This window comes from Halomonas sp. V046 (assembly GCF_052645355.1).
In genome coordinates, this window is record NZ_JBQXYF010000007.1 from 125457 (window position 1) to 141578 (window position 16122).

Here is a 16122-nt window from a genome sequence, read left to right on the forward strand (position 1 = left end):
AGGCACCATCGCCAGCCACGTCGAACGGGCCATCCTATCGGGTGTCTCCAGCGGCCGGATATTGTTCCTCGCAGACCTGCTCGAGCCAGTCGGTGCGCACGCCGTCGTGGCACTCCTGAATGGCGATATGGCTCATGCCGGTGTCGGCCCTTGCGCCGTGCCAGTGTTTTTCTCCGGGGGCTATCCAGACCACGTCGCCGGGAAGGATGGCCTGAGGGGGCTCCGCCCAGCGCTGGACCCAGCCGGCGCCGGTGGTGACCACCAGGGTCTGCCCCAGGGGATGGGTATGCCAGGCGGTTCTGGCACCCGGCTCGAAGGTGACATGGGCACTGAAGACCGTCGCGGGTTCAGGGGCGTTGATCAGAGGGTCCAGACGCACGCGTCCGGTGAAGTTGTCCGCCGGCCCTTGCTGGGAAGGGCGTGAGCCGGCGCGATGAATCTCCATGGGCGTCTCCTTGGCATTGCCAGACATTCGTGAAAGGTGCGCCGGTGGCGTGTGGCCGGGCACATCGCGAGCGCGAAAAAGCCGGGAAGGCACCGCGCGCCTACCCGGCTTCAGTGTAGCCGTTCGTTGTGTGCTAACCCGCCGTATCACGATCGAGCCGGGTGGCGCTCGGCGCCGGTGTGAGCTGGGCCTGACGTGTCACGGCCCAAGCTCGCCATCGGGCCGGCGTTGGGCCGGCGTTGGGTCAGGCTCCCTGTTGGCCCTTTAACTGGTTGCCCACCGGCAGTTCCCGAATGCGCTTGCCGGTGGCGGCGAAGATGGCGTTGGCAAGCGCCGGCGCCACCGGTGGCAGACCGGGCTCGCCAACGCCTCCCATCGGAGCCGAGGGGTTGTCGACCAGGTGCACCCGGACGCGACGCGGAGCGTTGGCCTGGCGCGGCAACAGGTACTGGTGAAAGTTATCCTGCTGGACGCGGCCGTCGCTGAAGGTGATGGCGTTGTGCAGGCCGATGCCGATGCCCATTACCATGGAGCCCTCCATCTGGGCGCGAATGCGCTCGGGATTGACCCGTGGGCCGCAGTCGAAGGCCACGTCGGCGCGGTGCACGACCACGGAGCCCTCGTCGGTCACCTCGACGTCGAGCACCACGGCGGTGTAGGAACAGAAGCTGTGGTGAATGGCCAGGCCCTGACCGCGTCCCTTGGGCATTTCCTTGCCCCAGTCGGCCTCGTCGGTGACGCGTTCGAGCACCCCGTGCAGGCGGCCCACGTCGATGGTGTAAAGCTCCGGGTCCTCACCATAGTTCCAGGTCGCGCCAACCGCGAGCGGATCGATCTGGCGCGCAGGGCCGAGTAGTTCGAGCAGGTAGTCGCGATGATCGCGGCCTTGGGCGTCGGCCAGTTCGGCGACGAAGCTCTGGATGGCGAAGGCGTGGGGAAGATTGACCACCGAGCGGAACCAGCCGATGCGGGTGTGGGCTTCGGCCTTGCCGTTCTCCAGTTGCAGCGCGGGAATGTCGAAGGGCAGCGGTGTCAGCCCCATGCCCAGCTCATAGGTCGCCTTGTACTTGGGGTCGTCCTGGAAGATCGACATGATCGAAGGCGCCAGGGTGCGGTGGCGCCAGCCCTGCACCTTGCCGTCGGCATCGAGGCCGGCGTCCAGCCGATCCACCGAGAGGGCGTGGAAGTAGGTGTGATGCAGGTCGTCTTCCCGGGTCCACTGGAGCTGTACCGGCCGGCCGTCGAGCGCACGGCTTAAGTGGGCGGCCTCGACCACGAAGTCCGGCTTGGCCTTGCGCCCGAATCCTCCCCCGAGCACGGTGGCGTGGAGTGTGACGTCGGCGCCATCGATGCCCAGCTGTTCGGCGATCTGGTCGCGAGCGCTCTGCGGGTCCTGCACCGGCGCCCAGGCCTCGGCCTTGTCGCTACCGACGCGGGCGATGGCGACCGGCGGTTCCATGGTGGCGTGGGCCAGGTGCGGCATGAAATAGGTGGCCGTCAACGTCGAGTCGGCATCGCCAAGGGCCTGCTCGATGTCACCGCTGGATCGCACCACCTTGCCGGGTGAGGTGCTGCGTTCCATCAGCGTCTGGCGATAGGCTGCGGTGTCATAGGAGGCGTTCGCGCCGGCGCTCGCCATGTCCCATTCGATCTTGAGCGCCTTGCGGCCCTCGATCGCGGCCCAGGTGTTGTCGGCGATTACCGCCACACCCCCCAGGGGGCGGAAGGCCGTCGGTGGGCTGGCGCCGTCGAGGCGGACGATCTTGATCACGCCAGGTATCTGCAGCGCGGCACTGTCATCGACGCTGGCCACACGGGCGCCCAGCGCCTCAGGCCGGGCGATGACCGCATAGGCCTTGTTGTCCACGCCGATATCGCCGCAGTAGAGAGGCTGCCCGGTGACGATCGCCTCCCCGTCGATGGCCGGTGCGCGCGTCAGGGGTTGGCCCGTAGCGTCGCCGGAGCCTTCGCCGACATTGTCCTGAGTCGGGCCCAGGGACTTGCCGATATAGCGCCATTCGGATTCGGCCTTGAGGCTCAGCGAGGCCCGGGGTGGAATCTCCAGTTCCCGGGCCGCCGCGGCCAACTCACCGAAGCCGAGTTCGCGCCCGCTTGGCTCGTGGGTCACCACGTGCACGCCGGTCCGGCATTCTTGTAGCGGTACCTTCCAGTGTTGGGCGGCGGCCTGCTCCAGCATCAGGCGCGCCGAGGCGGCCGCGCGGCGCATCGGATCGAACCAGTGGCGCATGCTGCGCGAGCCATCGGTGTCCTGGTTACCGTACCTCTCGGAATCCCCCGGGGCCTGGGTGACCTTGACCCGCGACCAGTCCGCACCGAGTTCATCGGCGGCGACCATCACCAGGCTGGTGCGAATGCCCTGGCCCATCTCAGCGCGATGATTGGTCACGGTGACGCCGCCATCCTCATCGATCTGGATAAAGACGTTGGGGTTGTCCACCCAGCCGAAGGGCATGCCTTCGGCGCCGTAGGTCTTTTCGCCCTGGGCCATCGCCAGGTCCCAGCGAGCGGCCAACACGAAGGCGGAGCCGGCGGCCAGCCCCTGCAAGAAGCGACGGCGGCTGACGTTGGCCAGCAACAGGGTATCGGCGGGGCGATTCATGCCTGCTCCTCCTGGCCGGCGGCGCGATGGATCGCTCGGCGAATGCGATTGTAGGTGCCGCAGCGGCAGAGATTGCCGCCCATGGCGCTGCTGATCTCGTCGTCGCTGGGGCTGGCATTGGTCTTCAGGAAGGCGGTGGCGCTCATGATCTGTCCGGCCTGACAGTAGCCACATTGGGGGACGCCGACGTCGAGCCACGCCTGTTGCACCTTGCGGCCCACGGCGTCATCGGCCATCGCCTCGATGGTGGTGATCTCCTTGTCGAGGGCGGCCGACAGGGGCGTGATGCAAGAGCGTACCGGCGCGCCGTCCAGATGCACGGTGCAGGCACCGCAAAGCCCCATGCCGCAGCCGAACTTGGTGCCGGTCAGGTGGACCACATCGCGCAGCGCCCACAGCAGTGGCATCTGCTCCGGGATATCCAGGTCGTGGCGTGTTCCATTGATCGTCAGGGTTATCACCGTTCTACCTCCAGGTGCGGCATCTCTCGTCGGACGCCTGATGGGTCTCGTCACGGGTATGCTGTCGGGGCGTCGTCTGGCCCCAAGGCCAAGGCCTTGGCATGAGGATAGGCAATAACGGCGTGATTGAGGCACGCACTCTGAGCCGTGTAGGGCATTGTGGCTAAGCGAACTTCGTCCCTGTGCACGGGCAGTCAAGGGAAAGCGGCATGCCGCGGGGGCTTCCGATAGTGGCGGTGAGCCACTTAACCTTGCGGGCGTTTGCAGCCGGCACGGGAGCACGGGTCAAGGCGGTTAGGGCAATGAATACGGGACAACGGCAAGGCGGGACAAGCAAGAAGAGATCATAGCCGCCGCAGTCGGGGCATCAGAATGTGGCTGGCTTGGGAACTGTAGTGAGCGGCAAGGCACGGGCGGTCAACGCCGAATAGCGGAACGGGCCGGCTGAAGCGGTAGGCTCGGGAGGTAGGCTAAACGAGAGAACGAGGGGACAGGTCGCGCGAAACCGCGACGGACAACCATTGCGCCGGGGCCAGGAGCACCGGCGCAGCGTACTTACTGGTCGACGCGATCCTTGGCCGAACTGAAGCCCATCAGCGATACGTTCAGATCTACGCGCTGGCCGCGCGGGTCGATCATGCTGACGGTGGCGGTGCTACCGCCCTTGAGCTGGCTCATCAGCGCCGGCTCGATGGGCATGTCGGCGCGGCAGCCCTGCTGGACACAGACCTGGTACGGAATGGTAGTGGGCTGATTGGAGCCGACCTGGAACTGCAGGCCCGGTGCCAGGCGCACGCCCAGGGGCAGCAGGAAGGTGATGGCGGACTTGTCGAGCTGCTGCGGATTGCCGACGACGACACGCAGCACCGGTTCTCCGTTTGCGCCGTTGATCAGTTGGGTCATGGAACAGCTGCCGTCGGCCGGGTTGGTCGGGCAGTTCACTTCCCAGTCCTGGAAGGTCTCGGTGTTGACGCCGGCGGGCGTGCTGGTGTTCTGGGCGAACGCCGTGGGGGCGAGGGCCATCAGGCCAAGCAGGCCGGCGGTGCAGAGGCGGAGCGCAAAGCGATCGAACATGGGGTGAATTCTCCTAATCCTATCCATTGGGGGAGACATGGGCTCGGGGGCATAGTTCAACACGGAATAGGTCCGCTTGGCGAATGCTCCGTGAGAGGAGACTGCGATGGGACAGGGCGCCGCGGGGCCAAGCCCCTCGGCGCGGAAAAGGCATCAAGCCTGAACCTTTCGCAAGTTCATCAAGGGCACCCAGCCGGCATCCGATGACCCGGGACGATGGCACCAGAGCCAGCCATTTAGCGTTTTCAGGCCCTGAAGCCGTTCGCCTTCGTCGACGTTGAGCTCCTTGGCGGTGTAGTCCTGGAGGGCGTGTCCGCTGGTGGCGTCGACCCACCCGATGATCTGGGCGGGCACCCAGCCGCCCGGCTGACCTGGGACGGTACAGAAATGCCAATCGTCCCACCCCTCGGGGCCACGATACAGCTCGCCGATACAGAGCTTGGCTCCTTCGCTGAAGGTGATCGGGTCCGGGTACTCGCTGCGGTGGCGTTGGGTGACGATGTACTGGTGTGGCGTCATGACGATCTCTCGATTTGCAGGGTCACCATGCCCACTTCCGACGGGCAGGTCAGCGATGCGAGTGTTGGTGAAAGGGCTGTCGGGGCTGGTCGAGGTGGAGTGATTGACGATGCGAATATCGGCTGGCAGGCCATGGCCAAAGTCCAAGCTGTAGAAGTCGAGCCAGTCGCCGCCGCCCCGTGCCTTGAGCATCCCCCAAGCCGTCGTGTTGTTCCAGTCGCACCACCTGGCTCGCCGGAGATATTCGTGTCGAGCACCATGGCCAGGTACTCGTCGGTCGGGAAGGGGAAGCTTGTCATCGTGGGCCTGGACGAGGGACGTTGGATGAGGCACCAAAGCGCGTACTTCTGACGGTGCCAGGGGGCGCGCGATAGCGAAGACGACACGCCAGAGGCGGTCCCGGCACCTTGCTTGTGCCGTCGTCATGTTCGCTATTTACCCTTGAGTTGCGCCCATGCAGCGGTGAGCATGCCAGAGACGTCGCCACTTTGTCGCTACCCCCGAGAGAGCTTCAAGGCACGCCGGAATGGTTGGCCCATTTTTTCCGGGTAGACGCTCGTTATCGATACGCAATCACAGCCCTGAAAGTGACAGAACCGCGCCACGGCATCTGAAAAGGCAGCAAGCAATCTATCGTCGACAATACAGTGTTCTTCCAGATACAACGACGTTATCTCCAGATGGCGTCTCGTTCGATGGGCCTTGCAATCCATGCGCCCGATGAGGCGGTCACGGTAAAGCAAGGGTAGGCAAAAGTACCCGTACTGGCGCCTGTCCGCGGGAACGTAACACTCTATCTGGTAGTCATAGTCGAAAACGGATTTTAGCCGATCTCGCTGAATCACACTATTGTCGAACGGCGACAAAATCCGTAGACGGTTCTTCAGTGGCGGAAGGGAGCGCTCGAGCGCGCCCGCCTCCAGGACGAAGATTTCCCCGTTGGCTAGCCGAATTTCTTGCAGGGTCTTCTGAGATACCCGTTCCTTTACCAGGGCCTTAACTGCCTTGCGAAGGTCTGGATTTCGGCGAAGGTAGGTTATCCCCTTGAGGGACACAAGACCATGACAGCGTAATTGACGATCGAGTAGGTGCTCTGCGAATGCGTCGATGCTTGGCATCGTCGCGTCTACGTGGGCCGGAAGCACCCGCTCGGTAAGGTCGTAGGTCTTCTGGAAGCCTTCACGATCGCTGACCATCAGATCGCCTTGCATGTACAGCTGTTCCAGCGCCTTTTTGGCCGGTTTCCAATCCCACCAGAGCGCACGTTTCGCCGTATCGCCGCCTACGTCTCTGGAGCGCACCGGCCCGTCTGAACGAATTCGTGCCAGTAGTTCATCCATTAGTCTCCGATCGATATGTCGATACCAATGCGTCTGGCCACTTTTAATCGCGTGCTTGTAGGGCAGGGTGTAGCGAAAGTCGGAGATAGGAAGAAAGGCCGCTGCATGGGCCCAGTACTCGAAAATATCCCCATCACGCAGCATCGTGTTGGTCATGGATGGCGTGAAGTTCGGCACCCTGGAATACAAGACATGGTGGTGCGCTCGTTGTACAACGGAAATGGTGTCTAACTGAACATAGCCGATGTGGTTGATCGCATTGCGAGCCCCCGCCAGGCCGCGACCATAGGGCTGAACCTGCAATAAGCCCTGTGCGGCCAGGGCAAGGCGGCGTAGGCGTGTCATTTCTCGCGGGTGCTGTATCTCGATCATGGTCATAACTGCCTGTGACGTTAGCTTGTGTAAGCACCGGTGCGGGCTATGGAGGCGGTACCGGGATTATATGAACATCTCGATGCAGGGTGGCAATCAAGAAGTGCCACGAAGCTTGGACGCTCGTGAGCGCTGGGAAAGAGGAAGGGTTTTCTGTGAGATATGATCGGTCCTTGATCGCGTTGCCGTTTCGCTTGGGTAACACGATATCGGGCCAAGAGAGTGAATCCCAGGGAGTGATTATCTCGAGTTTCTCAGGACGGTCGCGCCTGGGTCGGATGCAGCGTGGCATCGATGAGTCAGGGGGCCGGGACGAAAGGTGAGAGACGGTGCATGCCCAGGACGAGGAGAGTCAGCGGGGCCCGTCGGGCCCCGCTGGCATTCTGTGTGTCGCTATCGAAGGCAGGGTCTTGTCACGCCTCCTTCAGCTCCAGGTCGGGCACGTCACGCTTGAACAGGCGTGTGATGTAGAGCAGATAGACGAAGCCGACCGCGACCCAGGTCAGGCCAACCTCGAAGGTGTGGGCCGACAGGCTCGACCACAGCCAGATGGTCAGCAGAAAGCCGATGCTCGGCATCAGGCCGTAGCGCACCAGGCTGTTGGGCTGCAGCAAGTGCTCATCGACCAGATAGTGCTTGATCACCGACAGGTTGACGAAGGAAAAGGCGACAAGGGCTCCGAAACTGATCATCGTGGCGGCCAGCTCCAAGCTGATGACCAGCGCCATCAGCGAGATGGCTCCGACGATCAGGGTGGCGCCCAGCGGTGTGCCATAGCGTTGGCTGACCTTGCCGAAGAAGCTCGGCAGTACCTTGTCACGACCCATGGCGAACAGGATGCGCGAGACACTGGCTTGGGAGGCCATGGCCGACGCGAAACAGCCGGCCACGTAGGCGGCGGTGAAGAAGGTCACCAGAAAGGTGCCGCCGGCGCGGCGCATGACGTCTACGGCGGCGGAGTCGGCACTGCCGAAATTCTGGTAGTCCGGGAACACCAGGTGACCGGCGTACGAGGCGACGATGAACAGCACGCCGCCGACCAGCGTACACAGCATGATGGCGCGGGGAATATCACGCTTCGGGTTGTGGGTCTCTTCGCTCAGCGTCGAGACGGCATCGAAGCCCAGAAACGACAGACAAAGGATGGCGGCGCCACCGACGATGGTGTTCCACGCCAGGCCTTCGCTGTAGAAGGGAGCGAGCAGCGAAGGGGTGTCGCCCGAACCGATCGCGCTTAGCGAGATCGCGATGAATACCGCCAGGAAGACGCCCTGAAAGGCGATGATGATCAGGTTCATCTTGGCCACCAGCTTGATGCCGAGCACGTTGAGCGCGGTGACGACGGCGATGGCACCGAGCACCCATATGCCCTGGTCGATGGCCGGGAAGTACTCGGTCATGTAGATGCCGATGACCAGGTAGTTGATCATCGGCAGGAAGATATAGTCGAGCAGCAGCGCCCAGCCGACCATGAAGCCGATTCGGCCGCCGAAGGCGCGTCGAGTGTAGGTGTATGCCGATCCGGCGGTTGGGTAGTGCTCGACCATGCGGCCATAGCTGTAGGCGGTGAAGAACATCGCCGCCAGGGTGACGATGTAGGCCATGGGCACGTGGCCGCCGGTGGTCTCGGTGACCACGCCGTAGGTCGTGAAGACCGTCAGTGGCACCATGTAGGCGAGGCCGAAGAAGACCAGCGCGGGTAGGCCAAGGATGCGCTTGAGCCCGCTGTGCTGGCCGTCATCCCGGGGACTGTGGTGGGGGCGCAGGGTCGGAGACATGTCGGGGTTGGTCATGGGGCCAGATCCTGTTGTTGTGTGGCGTGAGCACGTATGGGGGCGGGCGCTCTGGCCGCGCCGTGGCTGGCGTCGTGGTGGGCTTCTCGTGAATATTGTTGTGGGTTCGGTGGGGAGGTGGGAGCTGCCCTAGGCGATGCGACAGGCTTGGCCTCCCCCGACTGATGGGGCTAGACGGTGTCGAACCCCTGCAGAATGTTGATCGTGTTGACGCCGATTTCCTCAACGGCATAGCCGCCTTCCATCAGCAGCAGCGTCGGTAGTGCCATGCTCTGCAGACGCTTGCCGATATCGAGGTAGTCGTTGCTTTGCAGGGTGAAGGAGCTGATCGGGTCGTTCTCGAAGGTGTCGACGCCCAGGGCGATGATGACGAGGTCGGGACGATAGTCACGCACCTTGACCATGGCATCGTCGAGGTGACGTGACCAGGCGGCGTAGTCGGTACCGCTCGGCAACGGGTAGTTGATGTTGTAGCCCTCGCCGGGGCCGCGTCCGGTTTCATTGGCATACCCGAGAAAGTAGGGAAATTCATCCATGGGATCGCCGTGCAGCGAGATCGTCAGCACGTCGGCGCGCTCGTAGAAGATGTCCTGGGTGCCGTTGCCGTGGTGGAAGTCGATGTCGAGAACGGCGACACGGTGATGGCCACGATCGAGGGCACGTTGGGCGCAGACGGCGGCGTTGTTGATGAAGCAGTAGCCGCCGTACTGATCCACCGCCGCGTGGTGACCAGGAGGCCGGCACAGGCCGAACGCCGGGTCGCCGGTCTGCAGGACGTGATCCAGGGCCGTCAGGGCGATGTCCTTGCTGAGCAGGGCCGAGGCGAAGGTGTCGGCGTTCAGCGAGGTCTCGCCGGCCAGGGCGTAGTAGCCGAGGCGCGCTTCGATATGGCGCGGGACGGGGCCACCGGGCATGCGCCGAGACGGCCAGATGTTGGGGATCGCCTCGCCTTCGTAGCCGGCCGTCTTCCACTCATCCCAGGCGTTTGCCAGAAAGCCGATGTAGCCGGCGTCGTGCACCGCCAGTACCGCCGACAGGTCGTGCGCGTCAGGGCCCTTGATGTTCGTGAGGCCGACGTGGCGGGCTCGCTCGATGATGTAGTCGATACGCTCGGGGCACTCGAAGGGCGCCACCAGTTGGCCGCCGAACAGTTCGGTGTGGGTGCGGCGGGAGCGAGTGTCGTCGCTGTGGATGATCTGCATGGGTGGTCTACCTCGATTGGCTGATGGCGTATTATTGTGTCGCTCAGTCGTGATCACACCTGGTGAATTCAGCATACGTGGTGGCATCAGGCTTCCAATCGCATGAAAGGGGTACTCCATGGGGGTGAATCACCCGGACGATGTCGCATCCGTGCTGGACCTGGTGGCCTGGCACCGGACCTTCGGACGGTTGCTGGACAAGCTCGATGATGGCGGTTTCTGGCTGGCGCTGATTCGCCTGCTGCGCACCAAGGTGGCGTTTCATACCTGGGCGGTGCTGGTCTTTTCCCCCGACGGGCCTCCTCGGATTCTGGCCCGAAGCGGAGAGGAGGAGGGCAGCAACCCGGCGCTTTTTCGTGACTACTGCCATGGCCTCTACCAGCTTGATCCGTTCTATGTGGCCTTGGGTGATGGCCGTGGGGCGGGTCTGCTTCGTCTCGACGACGTGGCACCGGACTGCTTCGCCGAGACGGACTACTTCCAACGCTATTTCCGGCGCAATGTGGTGCGTGACGAAGTGCAGATCAATGCGCTTCTCGATGATGGTCGCACGCTGGCCCTGTCGTTGGGGGCGCGGGAAACCTACGACGATGCGGCCATGGGCCTGTTTAGCCTGATCCTGCCCTGGCTGGTGCCGATGATGCGCCAGCGCTGGCCGCATGAAGACGACGGCAGCACCAACGCCGTTGCGAGCATCGCCCGGGAACCCACGGCGGTGCGGCCAACCAACCCCTTCGAGGATGGCAGCCTGACCGAGCGTGAGCGCCAGGTCTGCCACCTGATGCTGGGGGGCGGATCCGCCAAGAGCATTGCCCGACGCCTGGCGATCAGTGTCGAGACCGTACGCAGCCATCGGCGTCACCTGTATCACAAACTGCAGGTCGGGACTCAGTCGGAGCTGTTCGCGCTGTTCTGGTCGCACCATTCCGCGGCACCGGAACCGCCTTGACGGCAGAAGTGGCGGGTCGATGCTTCCTGGCCGTCCTGTTCTGTCTTGAGGTCTTGAGGCCTCGAGCCAGAGCCCGCCAGCCGGTCGCCTCGTATCCGCTCCCGATGCCCGCTTCCGATGCCCGTTCGCTGTGACGCCTTCGCCGCCCGGTACCGGGTGCTCGATCGGCGGTAGGGAGGATCACCGACTATCGCAGGGTTCGTCCCACAGTACGGTGCGGCGAGCGCGACCCGTCAAGGTGTGATGGATGATGCGGTTGGAGCCTAGCGGACAGCCGCATGCCACGATGTCCCCGACCAGAGCAGCAGGTCCGCTCGGCAGCAGAAGACGCTGTTGCTGCGGGCCGATGATCGGGCCCTGGTGCTCGAGACAGCGCGGGCAGCTGGCGAGATGTCCAAGCGATGCGGGGCAGCGGACGCCGTCGATGCAGGTGCCCTCGTTGCCTTGCAATACGCGCCCACCCGACGAGGTTGGCGCGCCCTTTTCGATCAAGTCTGCTCCCACACTCGTCTCTCCCCTGATCATCGTCGACTGCCCGTTCTTAGCTCGGGTGACTGGGCATGACCTGCACCAATGGTCATCGCGATGCGATGTTGGCGTGCTCGGATCAGACACCTTTCAGACAGCTTAGGGAGTTTGGCGTCGGGGATCAGCGAAACCCACGCTGGCCGGGGGTGGGGCTCCTGTTTTGGCGGAGAATGTGGGCGTCATCGGAGCTCGATGACGCCTTGTCTTACGAAAATGTTCGTCGCTACTCGATGATCGAGGCGAAGGCATCGTTGAGGCGCGTGAGAGCAGGCGACACCAGCGGTAGATGCTTGCGCTGCTGCATCAGCTTTTCTTCCTGGGCATAGCTGCAGGTAATCGTCTGCGCGGCGAGCCAGCGAAGCGGCTCCGGCTCCCAGCGCTTGATGACCTGGTCGAGGCCTTGGCCGGCGAAGGCCCACGGCATCCGCGTCAACTCACTGTCGCGGCCGAGAATCATGTCGGCCAGCGTGCGCGCCATCAGGTGGGAGGCAGCGACGCCTTCGCCGGCATACCCGCCGGCGGTGGCCAGCCCCTTGCCCGGGTCATGGATGGCGTGTGGGCGGAAGCTGCGCGAGAGCCCCAATGAGCCGCCCCAGCCGTGGCTGATCTCGACGCCGTCGAGGGCCGGGAACAGGTCGACGAGCAGGTCGCGGCGCATGGCGATGTCGGCGGGGTCAATGCCCTCGGTGTGGCGTGGTCTGGCCCCGAATCGATAGTTGCCCCGAGCGCCGAACACGAGTCGCCCATCCTGGGTGCGGTGGCCATAGTTGATCAGACGACTGGCGTCGGCGAAGGTGGGGCGGTCGGCCAGGCCGATCTCGTCCCAGCACTCGGTCGACAAGGGTTCGGTGGCGATCACCAGGCTCTGGACCGGTATCAGGTGGCGGTTCAGCGGCGCCAACTGCTCGCCGTAGCCTTCGGTGGCACAGATCACGGTGGTGGCGCCCACGCGGCCTCGCGCAGTGGTGACTTCGCGCTCGCCCAGGCGGATGACGCGGCTGTCTTCGTGGAGCACGACGCCCATCTGCTCGAGGCGTCGGACCAGGCCATTGATCAGCCGGCGTGGGTGCAGGGTCGCGACCTGGCGGTGGAAGATGCCGCCGCGAGCATCACGAAAGCGGGCCTGGGTGGTGAGCTCGTCGGCATCGAGCCAGCGGCAGTCGCGCGGGTCATGACCAAGGGCTAACAGGTGCTGTAAATAGTCGCGCTGAATCGCCTCCTGGGCCGGATAGCGTGCTGCGGCGTAGAGCGCACCACCCTTGTGAAACTCGGCGTCGATCCCCGCTCGACGAAGCGTATCGCCGATGGCATCGACGTTGTCGGCGAGCAAGCGACAGCAGGCCTCGCGCCGATCGCGGTTCAGTCCGTGGAGGTGGCGTTCCAGGCCGGCCAGGTTGCCAACCACCCAGCCGCCGTTGCGTCCCGAGGCGCCATGTCCGAAACGCTGTGCTTCGAGCACCGTCACGGCAAGCTCTGGCGCCTGGCGCTTCAGGTAGAAGGCGCTCCAGAGCCCGGTGAAGCCGCCGCCGATGATGACCACGTCGGCGTGCTGGTGCCCCTCGAGGGGCGCGTAGGCGGGACAAGGCTCGCCTTGGCTCGCGCTCCAGTAGATGGCGCTGTCGCGGGTCTTCGGCGTCTCCTGGTGGGGGGAGGCTTGGCCTGTCGCTGGTTGGCGAGAAGTGAGGTGAGGGGCGTCCATGGGAGTCCTTCGAGGTCAGCTGGGTGAGCCAGGGGCGAGGGAAGACCGCCTGCCCCGCGGGCAGACGGTATGTCGGGTGGCATTGTGGCTCGTGCCGTGATGGCGCCGATCAGACGAAGCCCAGCACCAGGTAGCCGGTCGCAGCGATCGCACCCGCCAGCAGCGCGTAGGGTAGCTGGGTGAAGGCGTGCTGGAAGGGCGTACAGCCGCTGGCCTGGGCGGTCAGGACGGTGGCGTCCGAGTAGAAGCAGGCGTGGCTACCGAAGGTGCTCGCCGACAGGGTGGCGCCGATCACCAGGGTCATGTCGGCGCCCAGGTTCTGCCCCAGGGTGGTGACGATCGGCAAGATGATGACGAATACCCCCCAGTTGGAGCCAGTGGCGAAGGAGACGAAGCCCATCAGGGCGAAGATGATGAACGGCAGTACCTCCGCGGTGATCAGCGGCTGTACGCTGTTGATGATGAATTCGTTGAGCCCGAGGATGGTGTTGACCTCGTTGAACAGAAAGGCGGCGACCAGCACGGCGAGGGCATCGAGCATCGACTTGAAGCCCTCGAGGATGTTGTCGAAGGTCTGCCCAGGCGTGAGCTTCTTCAGCGCGATGAAGGCCACGATCATGCCGCCCAGGGTGACGAAGATGCCCATCAGAAAGTCGAGGTCGAACCACCAGGTGAAGAAGGCCAGCGAGAACATGGGCGCGAGGAACATCCAGATGCTGCTTTTCGTGGTGCTTTCGGCCTGCAGGTGGGCGATTTCCTCGTCGATGTGCTCGGCCCCCGGGGGCACGCACTTGCCTTCGTTCTGGGCGCGCAGCTCGGCGCGCTTCATGGGGCCCATCAGCGGAATCTTGCCGTAGGCGACCAGGGGCACCATGGCCACGGCGATCCACGGATAGAACATGAAGGGAATGGCCTGGATATAGGCCCAGACACCTTGTCCGTCCGCTGCGATGCCGTTCTTCTCGATCAGGGCGCCGAAGAACACCGCCCAGGTCGAGATCGGAATCAGCACGCTGATTGGCGCGGCGGTGGAGTCGATGACGTAGGCCAGCATCTCCCGCGACGTCTTGAAGCGGTCGGTGACCTGGCGCATGGAGGTGCCCACGGCCAACGAATTCAGGTAGTCGTCGACAAACAGCACGATGCCCATGAACCAGCAGCCCATCAACGCCCTGGGCTTGTCGGTGATGTAGCGCAGAAGGCTTTCGGCAAACGAGCGCGAGGCCCCGGACTTCAGCAGCAAGGCGATGATCGATCCCATCAGGCCGCAGACCATGATCACCCAGGCCACGTCCTCGTCGGTCATCACCGTGATCAGGCTGTCGGAGAGCGTGCTGAGGGCATTGCCGGGATCGATCAGCAGCGTGCCGACGAAGGCGCCCGCGACCAGTGGTTCCAGGGCACGGCGAGTCCATAGCGCCAGGACGAGTACCACGGCCGTGGGCAGCAGGACCAGAATGCCCTCGCTTACCGGAAAAAAGTCTTCCATCTCAGGTCTCCTCGGAATTGTTGTTTTCGCTCGGCGTGGGCGCCGCCCTGGCCATGGCGGCGCAGGCGGAGGGAGCCGCGACGATCACGCTGTCTTGAGCGCTTTGGGACATGGTGGTGTTGTCGTTGTCGTTGTCGTTGGTCCTTGTCCAGGCGTCGGCCCCGATGCCGGGAAAGGCGCCTGGCATACCGGCTACGCCGGGGCTCAGCGCAGCTTTTCGCGAAGCTGGTAGTACCACATGCCCGCGGCCAGCAGCCCATTGCCCAGACGGTCACTGAACGGGACTCGCCAGTGGCGCATGTCGGCGAACAGGTCGAATTCTTCCAGCTGACCGCTGACGGCCTTGGCCATGATCTCCCCGACGATGTGGGAGGTGGCGATGCCGTGGCCGGAGTAGCCCTGGGCGTAGAACACCTTGGGCGAGAGCTTGCCGAGTTGTGGAATACGGTTGATGACGATGCCGGCCATGCCCTGCCACTGGAAGTCCAGCGCCACGTCCTTGAGTTGGGGGAAGGTGTGCTCGAGGCGTGGCCGTAGTTCGGCGCCGATATCCTCGGAAGCGTTGCCGGAGTAGTTGGCGCCGCCGCCAAACAATAATCTGCCGTCGGCGGTCAGGCGGTAGTAGTCGAGTACGAAACGGGTGTCGTAGACCGCCAGGTCTTCGGGATTGACCGACGCCTGCTGCTCGGCCGATAACGGCGCCGTGGTGACGATGCCGAGCGACGCCGGGAATAGCTTGCCGCCCAGGCGCCGGCGCTCCAGGCGATGGTAGGCGTTGCCGGCCAGGACCACGGCGTCGGCGGTCACCCGGCCGTGATCACCGACCACCACCGGCGTGTCGCCATGCACGATGTCGATCACCGTGGAGTTTTCGAAGATCTGGGCGCCAAGACTCACCGCCGCCCGGGCTTCTCCCAGGCACAGGTTGAGCGGATGCAGGTGCATGTTGAAGTCGTTGCGGATCGCGCCGTGGTAGAGCTCCGTGCCGATGACCTTGGCGGTATCCGCCGCGTCCAGCCAATGCACATGGCGACCGATCTCATGCTGTTGTGAGGCTTCGTGGTCGCGCTTGAGCTCGTCGATATGGCTCGGCTTGTAGGCCGCCTGCAGGTGACCGAACTTTAGATCGCAGTCAATGGCGTACTTCTCGACGCGTTGGCGCAGAATGCTGTGGCCCCGCCAGCGCAGGTTCCAGACGAAGTCATCGGCCTGGGCTCCCAGGGTACGGCGTAGCTGCTTGAGCATCGCATCCTGGCCCGAGAGGCTGCCGGTGACCTGGCCGCCATTGCGTCCGCTGGCGCCCCAGCCGACTCGGTTGGCCTCGATCACAGCCACGCGGTAGCCACGCTCGGAAAGCTCCAGTGCCGTATTGATACCGGTGAAGCCGCCGCCAATGATCGCCACGTCGACGCGATGATCGCCCTCCAGGCGGGGGTAGTCGGTTTCCTGATGGATCGTTGCCGAGTAGTACGAGGCACAGCGGGGGCTAGGCTGCGGCATGGGGCTCTCCTGAGGCCGGACGGGTGTGATCACAAGTGTGTGATCACACTAGCAGCGCCGCGTGACCCGCACAAGCGCTAGAGGCCCGCACAAGCGTGCGAGGCCCGCGTCGATGGCGCCGGGAGACCGCC

The 16122-nt window shown here is 64.1% G+C and carries 14 protein-coding genes; 1 reads left to right on the forward strand and 13 read right to left on the reverse strand.

What is annotated here, in order from left to right:
* Positions 1-34: 34 nt before the first annotated feature.
* The 8 genes from ACUN9Y_RS11115 to ACUN9Y_RS11150 all read right to left on the reverse strand — a co-directional run bounded on the left by ACUN9Y_RS11115 (position 35) and on the right by ACUN9Y_RS11150 (position 9826).
* Positions 35-445: a (R)-mandelonitrile lyase gene (locus tag ACUN9Y_RS11115; protein ID WP_445460781.1), complete on the reverse strand. Its 411-nt coding sequence runs from the start codon at positions 443-445 to the stop codon at positions 35-37.
* A gap of 244 nt (positions 446-689) precedes the next feature.
* On the reverse strand, positions 690-3065 hold the full coding sequence (locus tag ACUN9Y_RS11120) for a molybdopterin cofactor-binding domain-containing protein (RefSeq protein ID WP_445460782.1): 2376 nt from the start codon (positions 3063-3065) through the stop codon (positions 690-692).
* A complete protein-coding gene (locus ACUN9Y_RS11125; RefSeq protein WP_445460783.1) occupies positions 3062-3526 on the reverse strand; it encodes a (2Fe-2S)-binding protein in 465 nt (154 codons plus the stop codon). Before ACUN9Y_RS11125 ends, ACUN9Y_RS11120 begins: the two co-directional genes overlap by 4 nt.
* A 555-nt stretch (positions 3527-4081) precedes the next feature.
* The gene (locus tag ACUN9Y_RS11130; RefSeq protein ID WP_445460784.1) at positions 4082-4600 is read right to left on the reverse strand and encodes an invasion associated locus B family protein; all 519 of its coding nucleotides are present in this window, start codon (positions 4598-4600) and stop codon (positions 4082-4084) included.
* A 153-nt stretch (positions 4601-4753) separates the two neighbouring features.
* A complete protein-coding gene (locus ACUN9Y_RS11135) occupies positions 4754-5311 on the reverse strand; it encodes a hypothetical protein (protein ID WP_445460785.1) in 558 nt (185 codons plus the stop codon).
* 302 nt (positions 5312-5613) lie between these two features.
* Positions 5614-6831: a winged helix-turn-helix domain-containing protein gene (locus ACUN9Y_RS11140; RefSeq protein ID WP_445460786.1), complete on the reverse strand. Its 1218-nt coding sequence runs from the start codon at positions 6829-6831 to the stop codon at positions 5614-5616.
* A gap of 413 nt (positions 6832-7244) precedes the next feature.
* Positions 7245-8624, reverse strand: coding sequence for an APC family permease (locus ACUN9Y_RS11145; protein ID WP_445460787.1), 1380 nt, complete (start codon positions 8622-8624; stop codon positions 7245-7247).
* A gap of 170 nt (positions 8625-8794) precedes the next feature.
* The gene (locus ACUN9Y_RS11150) at positions 8795-9826 is read right to left on the reverse strand and encodes a histone deacetylase family protein (protein WP_445460788.1); all 1032 of its coding nucleotides are present in this window, start codon (positions 9824-9826) and stop codon (positions 8795-8797) included.
* A gap of 118 nt (positions 9827-9944) precedes the next feature.
* Between ACUN9Y_RS11150 and ACUN9Y_RS11155 the strand changes: the two genes are divergently transcribed.
* Positions 9945-10775: a helix-turn-helix transcriptional regulator gene (locus ACUN9Y_RS11155; RefSeq protein WP_445460789.1), complete on the forward strand. Its 831-nt coding sequence runs from the start codon at positions 9945-9947 to the stop codon at positions 10773-10775.
* Positions 10776-10955: 180 nt separating this feature from the next.
* Here the strand turns inward: ACUN9Y_RS11155 and ACUN9Y_RS11160 are convergent, their stop codons facing one another.
* From ACUN9Y_RS11160 to ACUN9Y_RS11180, 5 genes are all read right to left on the reverse strand, one after another.
* A complete protein-coding gene (locus tag ACUN9Y_RS11160; RefSeq protein WP_445460790.1) occupies positions 10956-11300 on the reverse strand; it encodes a PAAR domain-containing protein in 345 nt (114 codons plus the stop codon).
* Positions 11301-11526: 226 nt separating this feature from the next.
* Positions 11527-13002, reverse strand: a complete 1476-nt coding sequence (locus ACUN9Y_RS11165) for an NAD(P)/FAD-dependent oxidoreductase (RefSeq protein ID WP_445460791.1) — start codon at positions 13000-13002, stop codon at positions 11527-11529.
* Positions 13003-13111: 109 nt separating this feature from the next.
* Positions 13112-14491, reverse strand: a complete 1380-nt coding sequence (locus ACUN9Y_RS11170) for a Na+/H+ antiporter NhaC family protein (RefSeq protein ID WP_445460792.1) — start codon at positions 14489-14491, stop codon at positions 13112-13114.
* A gap of 1 nt (position 14492) precedes the next feature.
* Positions 14493-14678, reverse strand: a complete 186-nt coding sequence (locus ACUN9Y_RS11175) for a hypothetical protein (RefSeq protein ID WP_445460793.1) — start codon at positions 14676-14678, stop codon at positions 14493-14495.
* Between the two features lie 17 nt (positions 14679-14695).
* Positions 14696-15991: an NAD(P)/FAD-dependent oxidoreductase gene (locus ACUN9Y_RS11180; RefSeq protein WP_445460794.1), complete on the reverse strand. Its 1296-nt coding sequence runs from the start codon at positions 15989-15991 to the stop codon at positions 14696-14698.
* Positions 15992-16122: the final 131 nt, after the last annotated feature.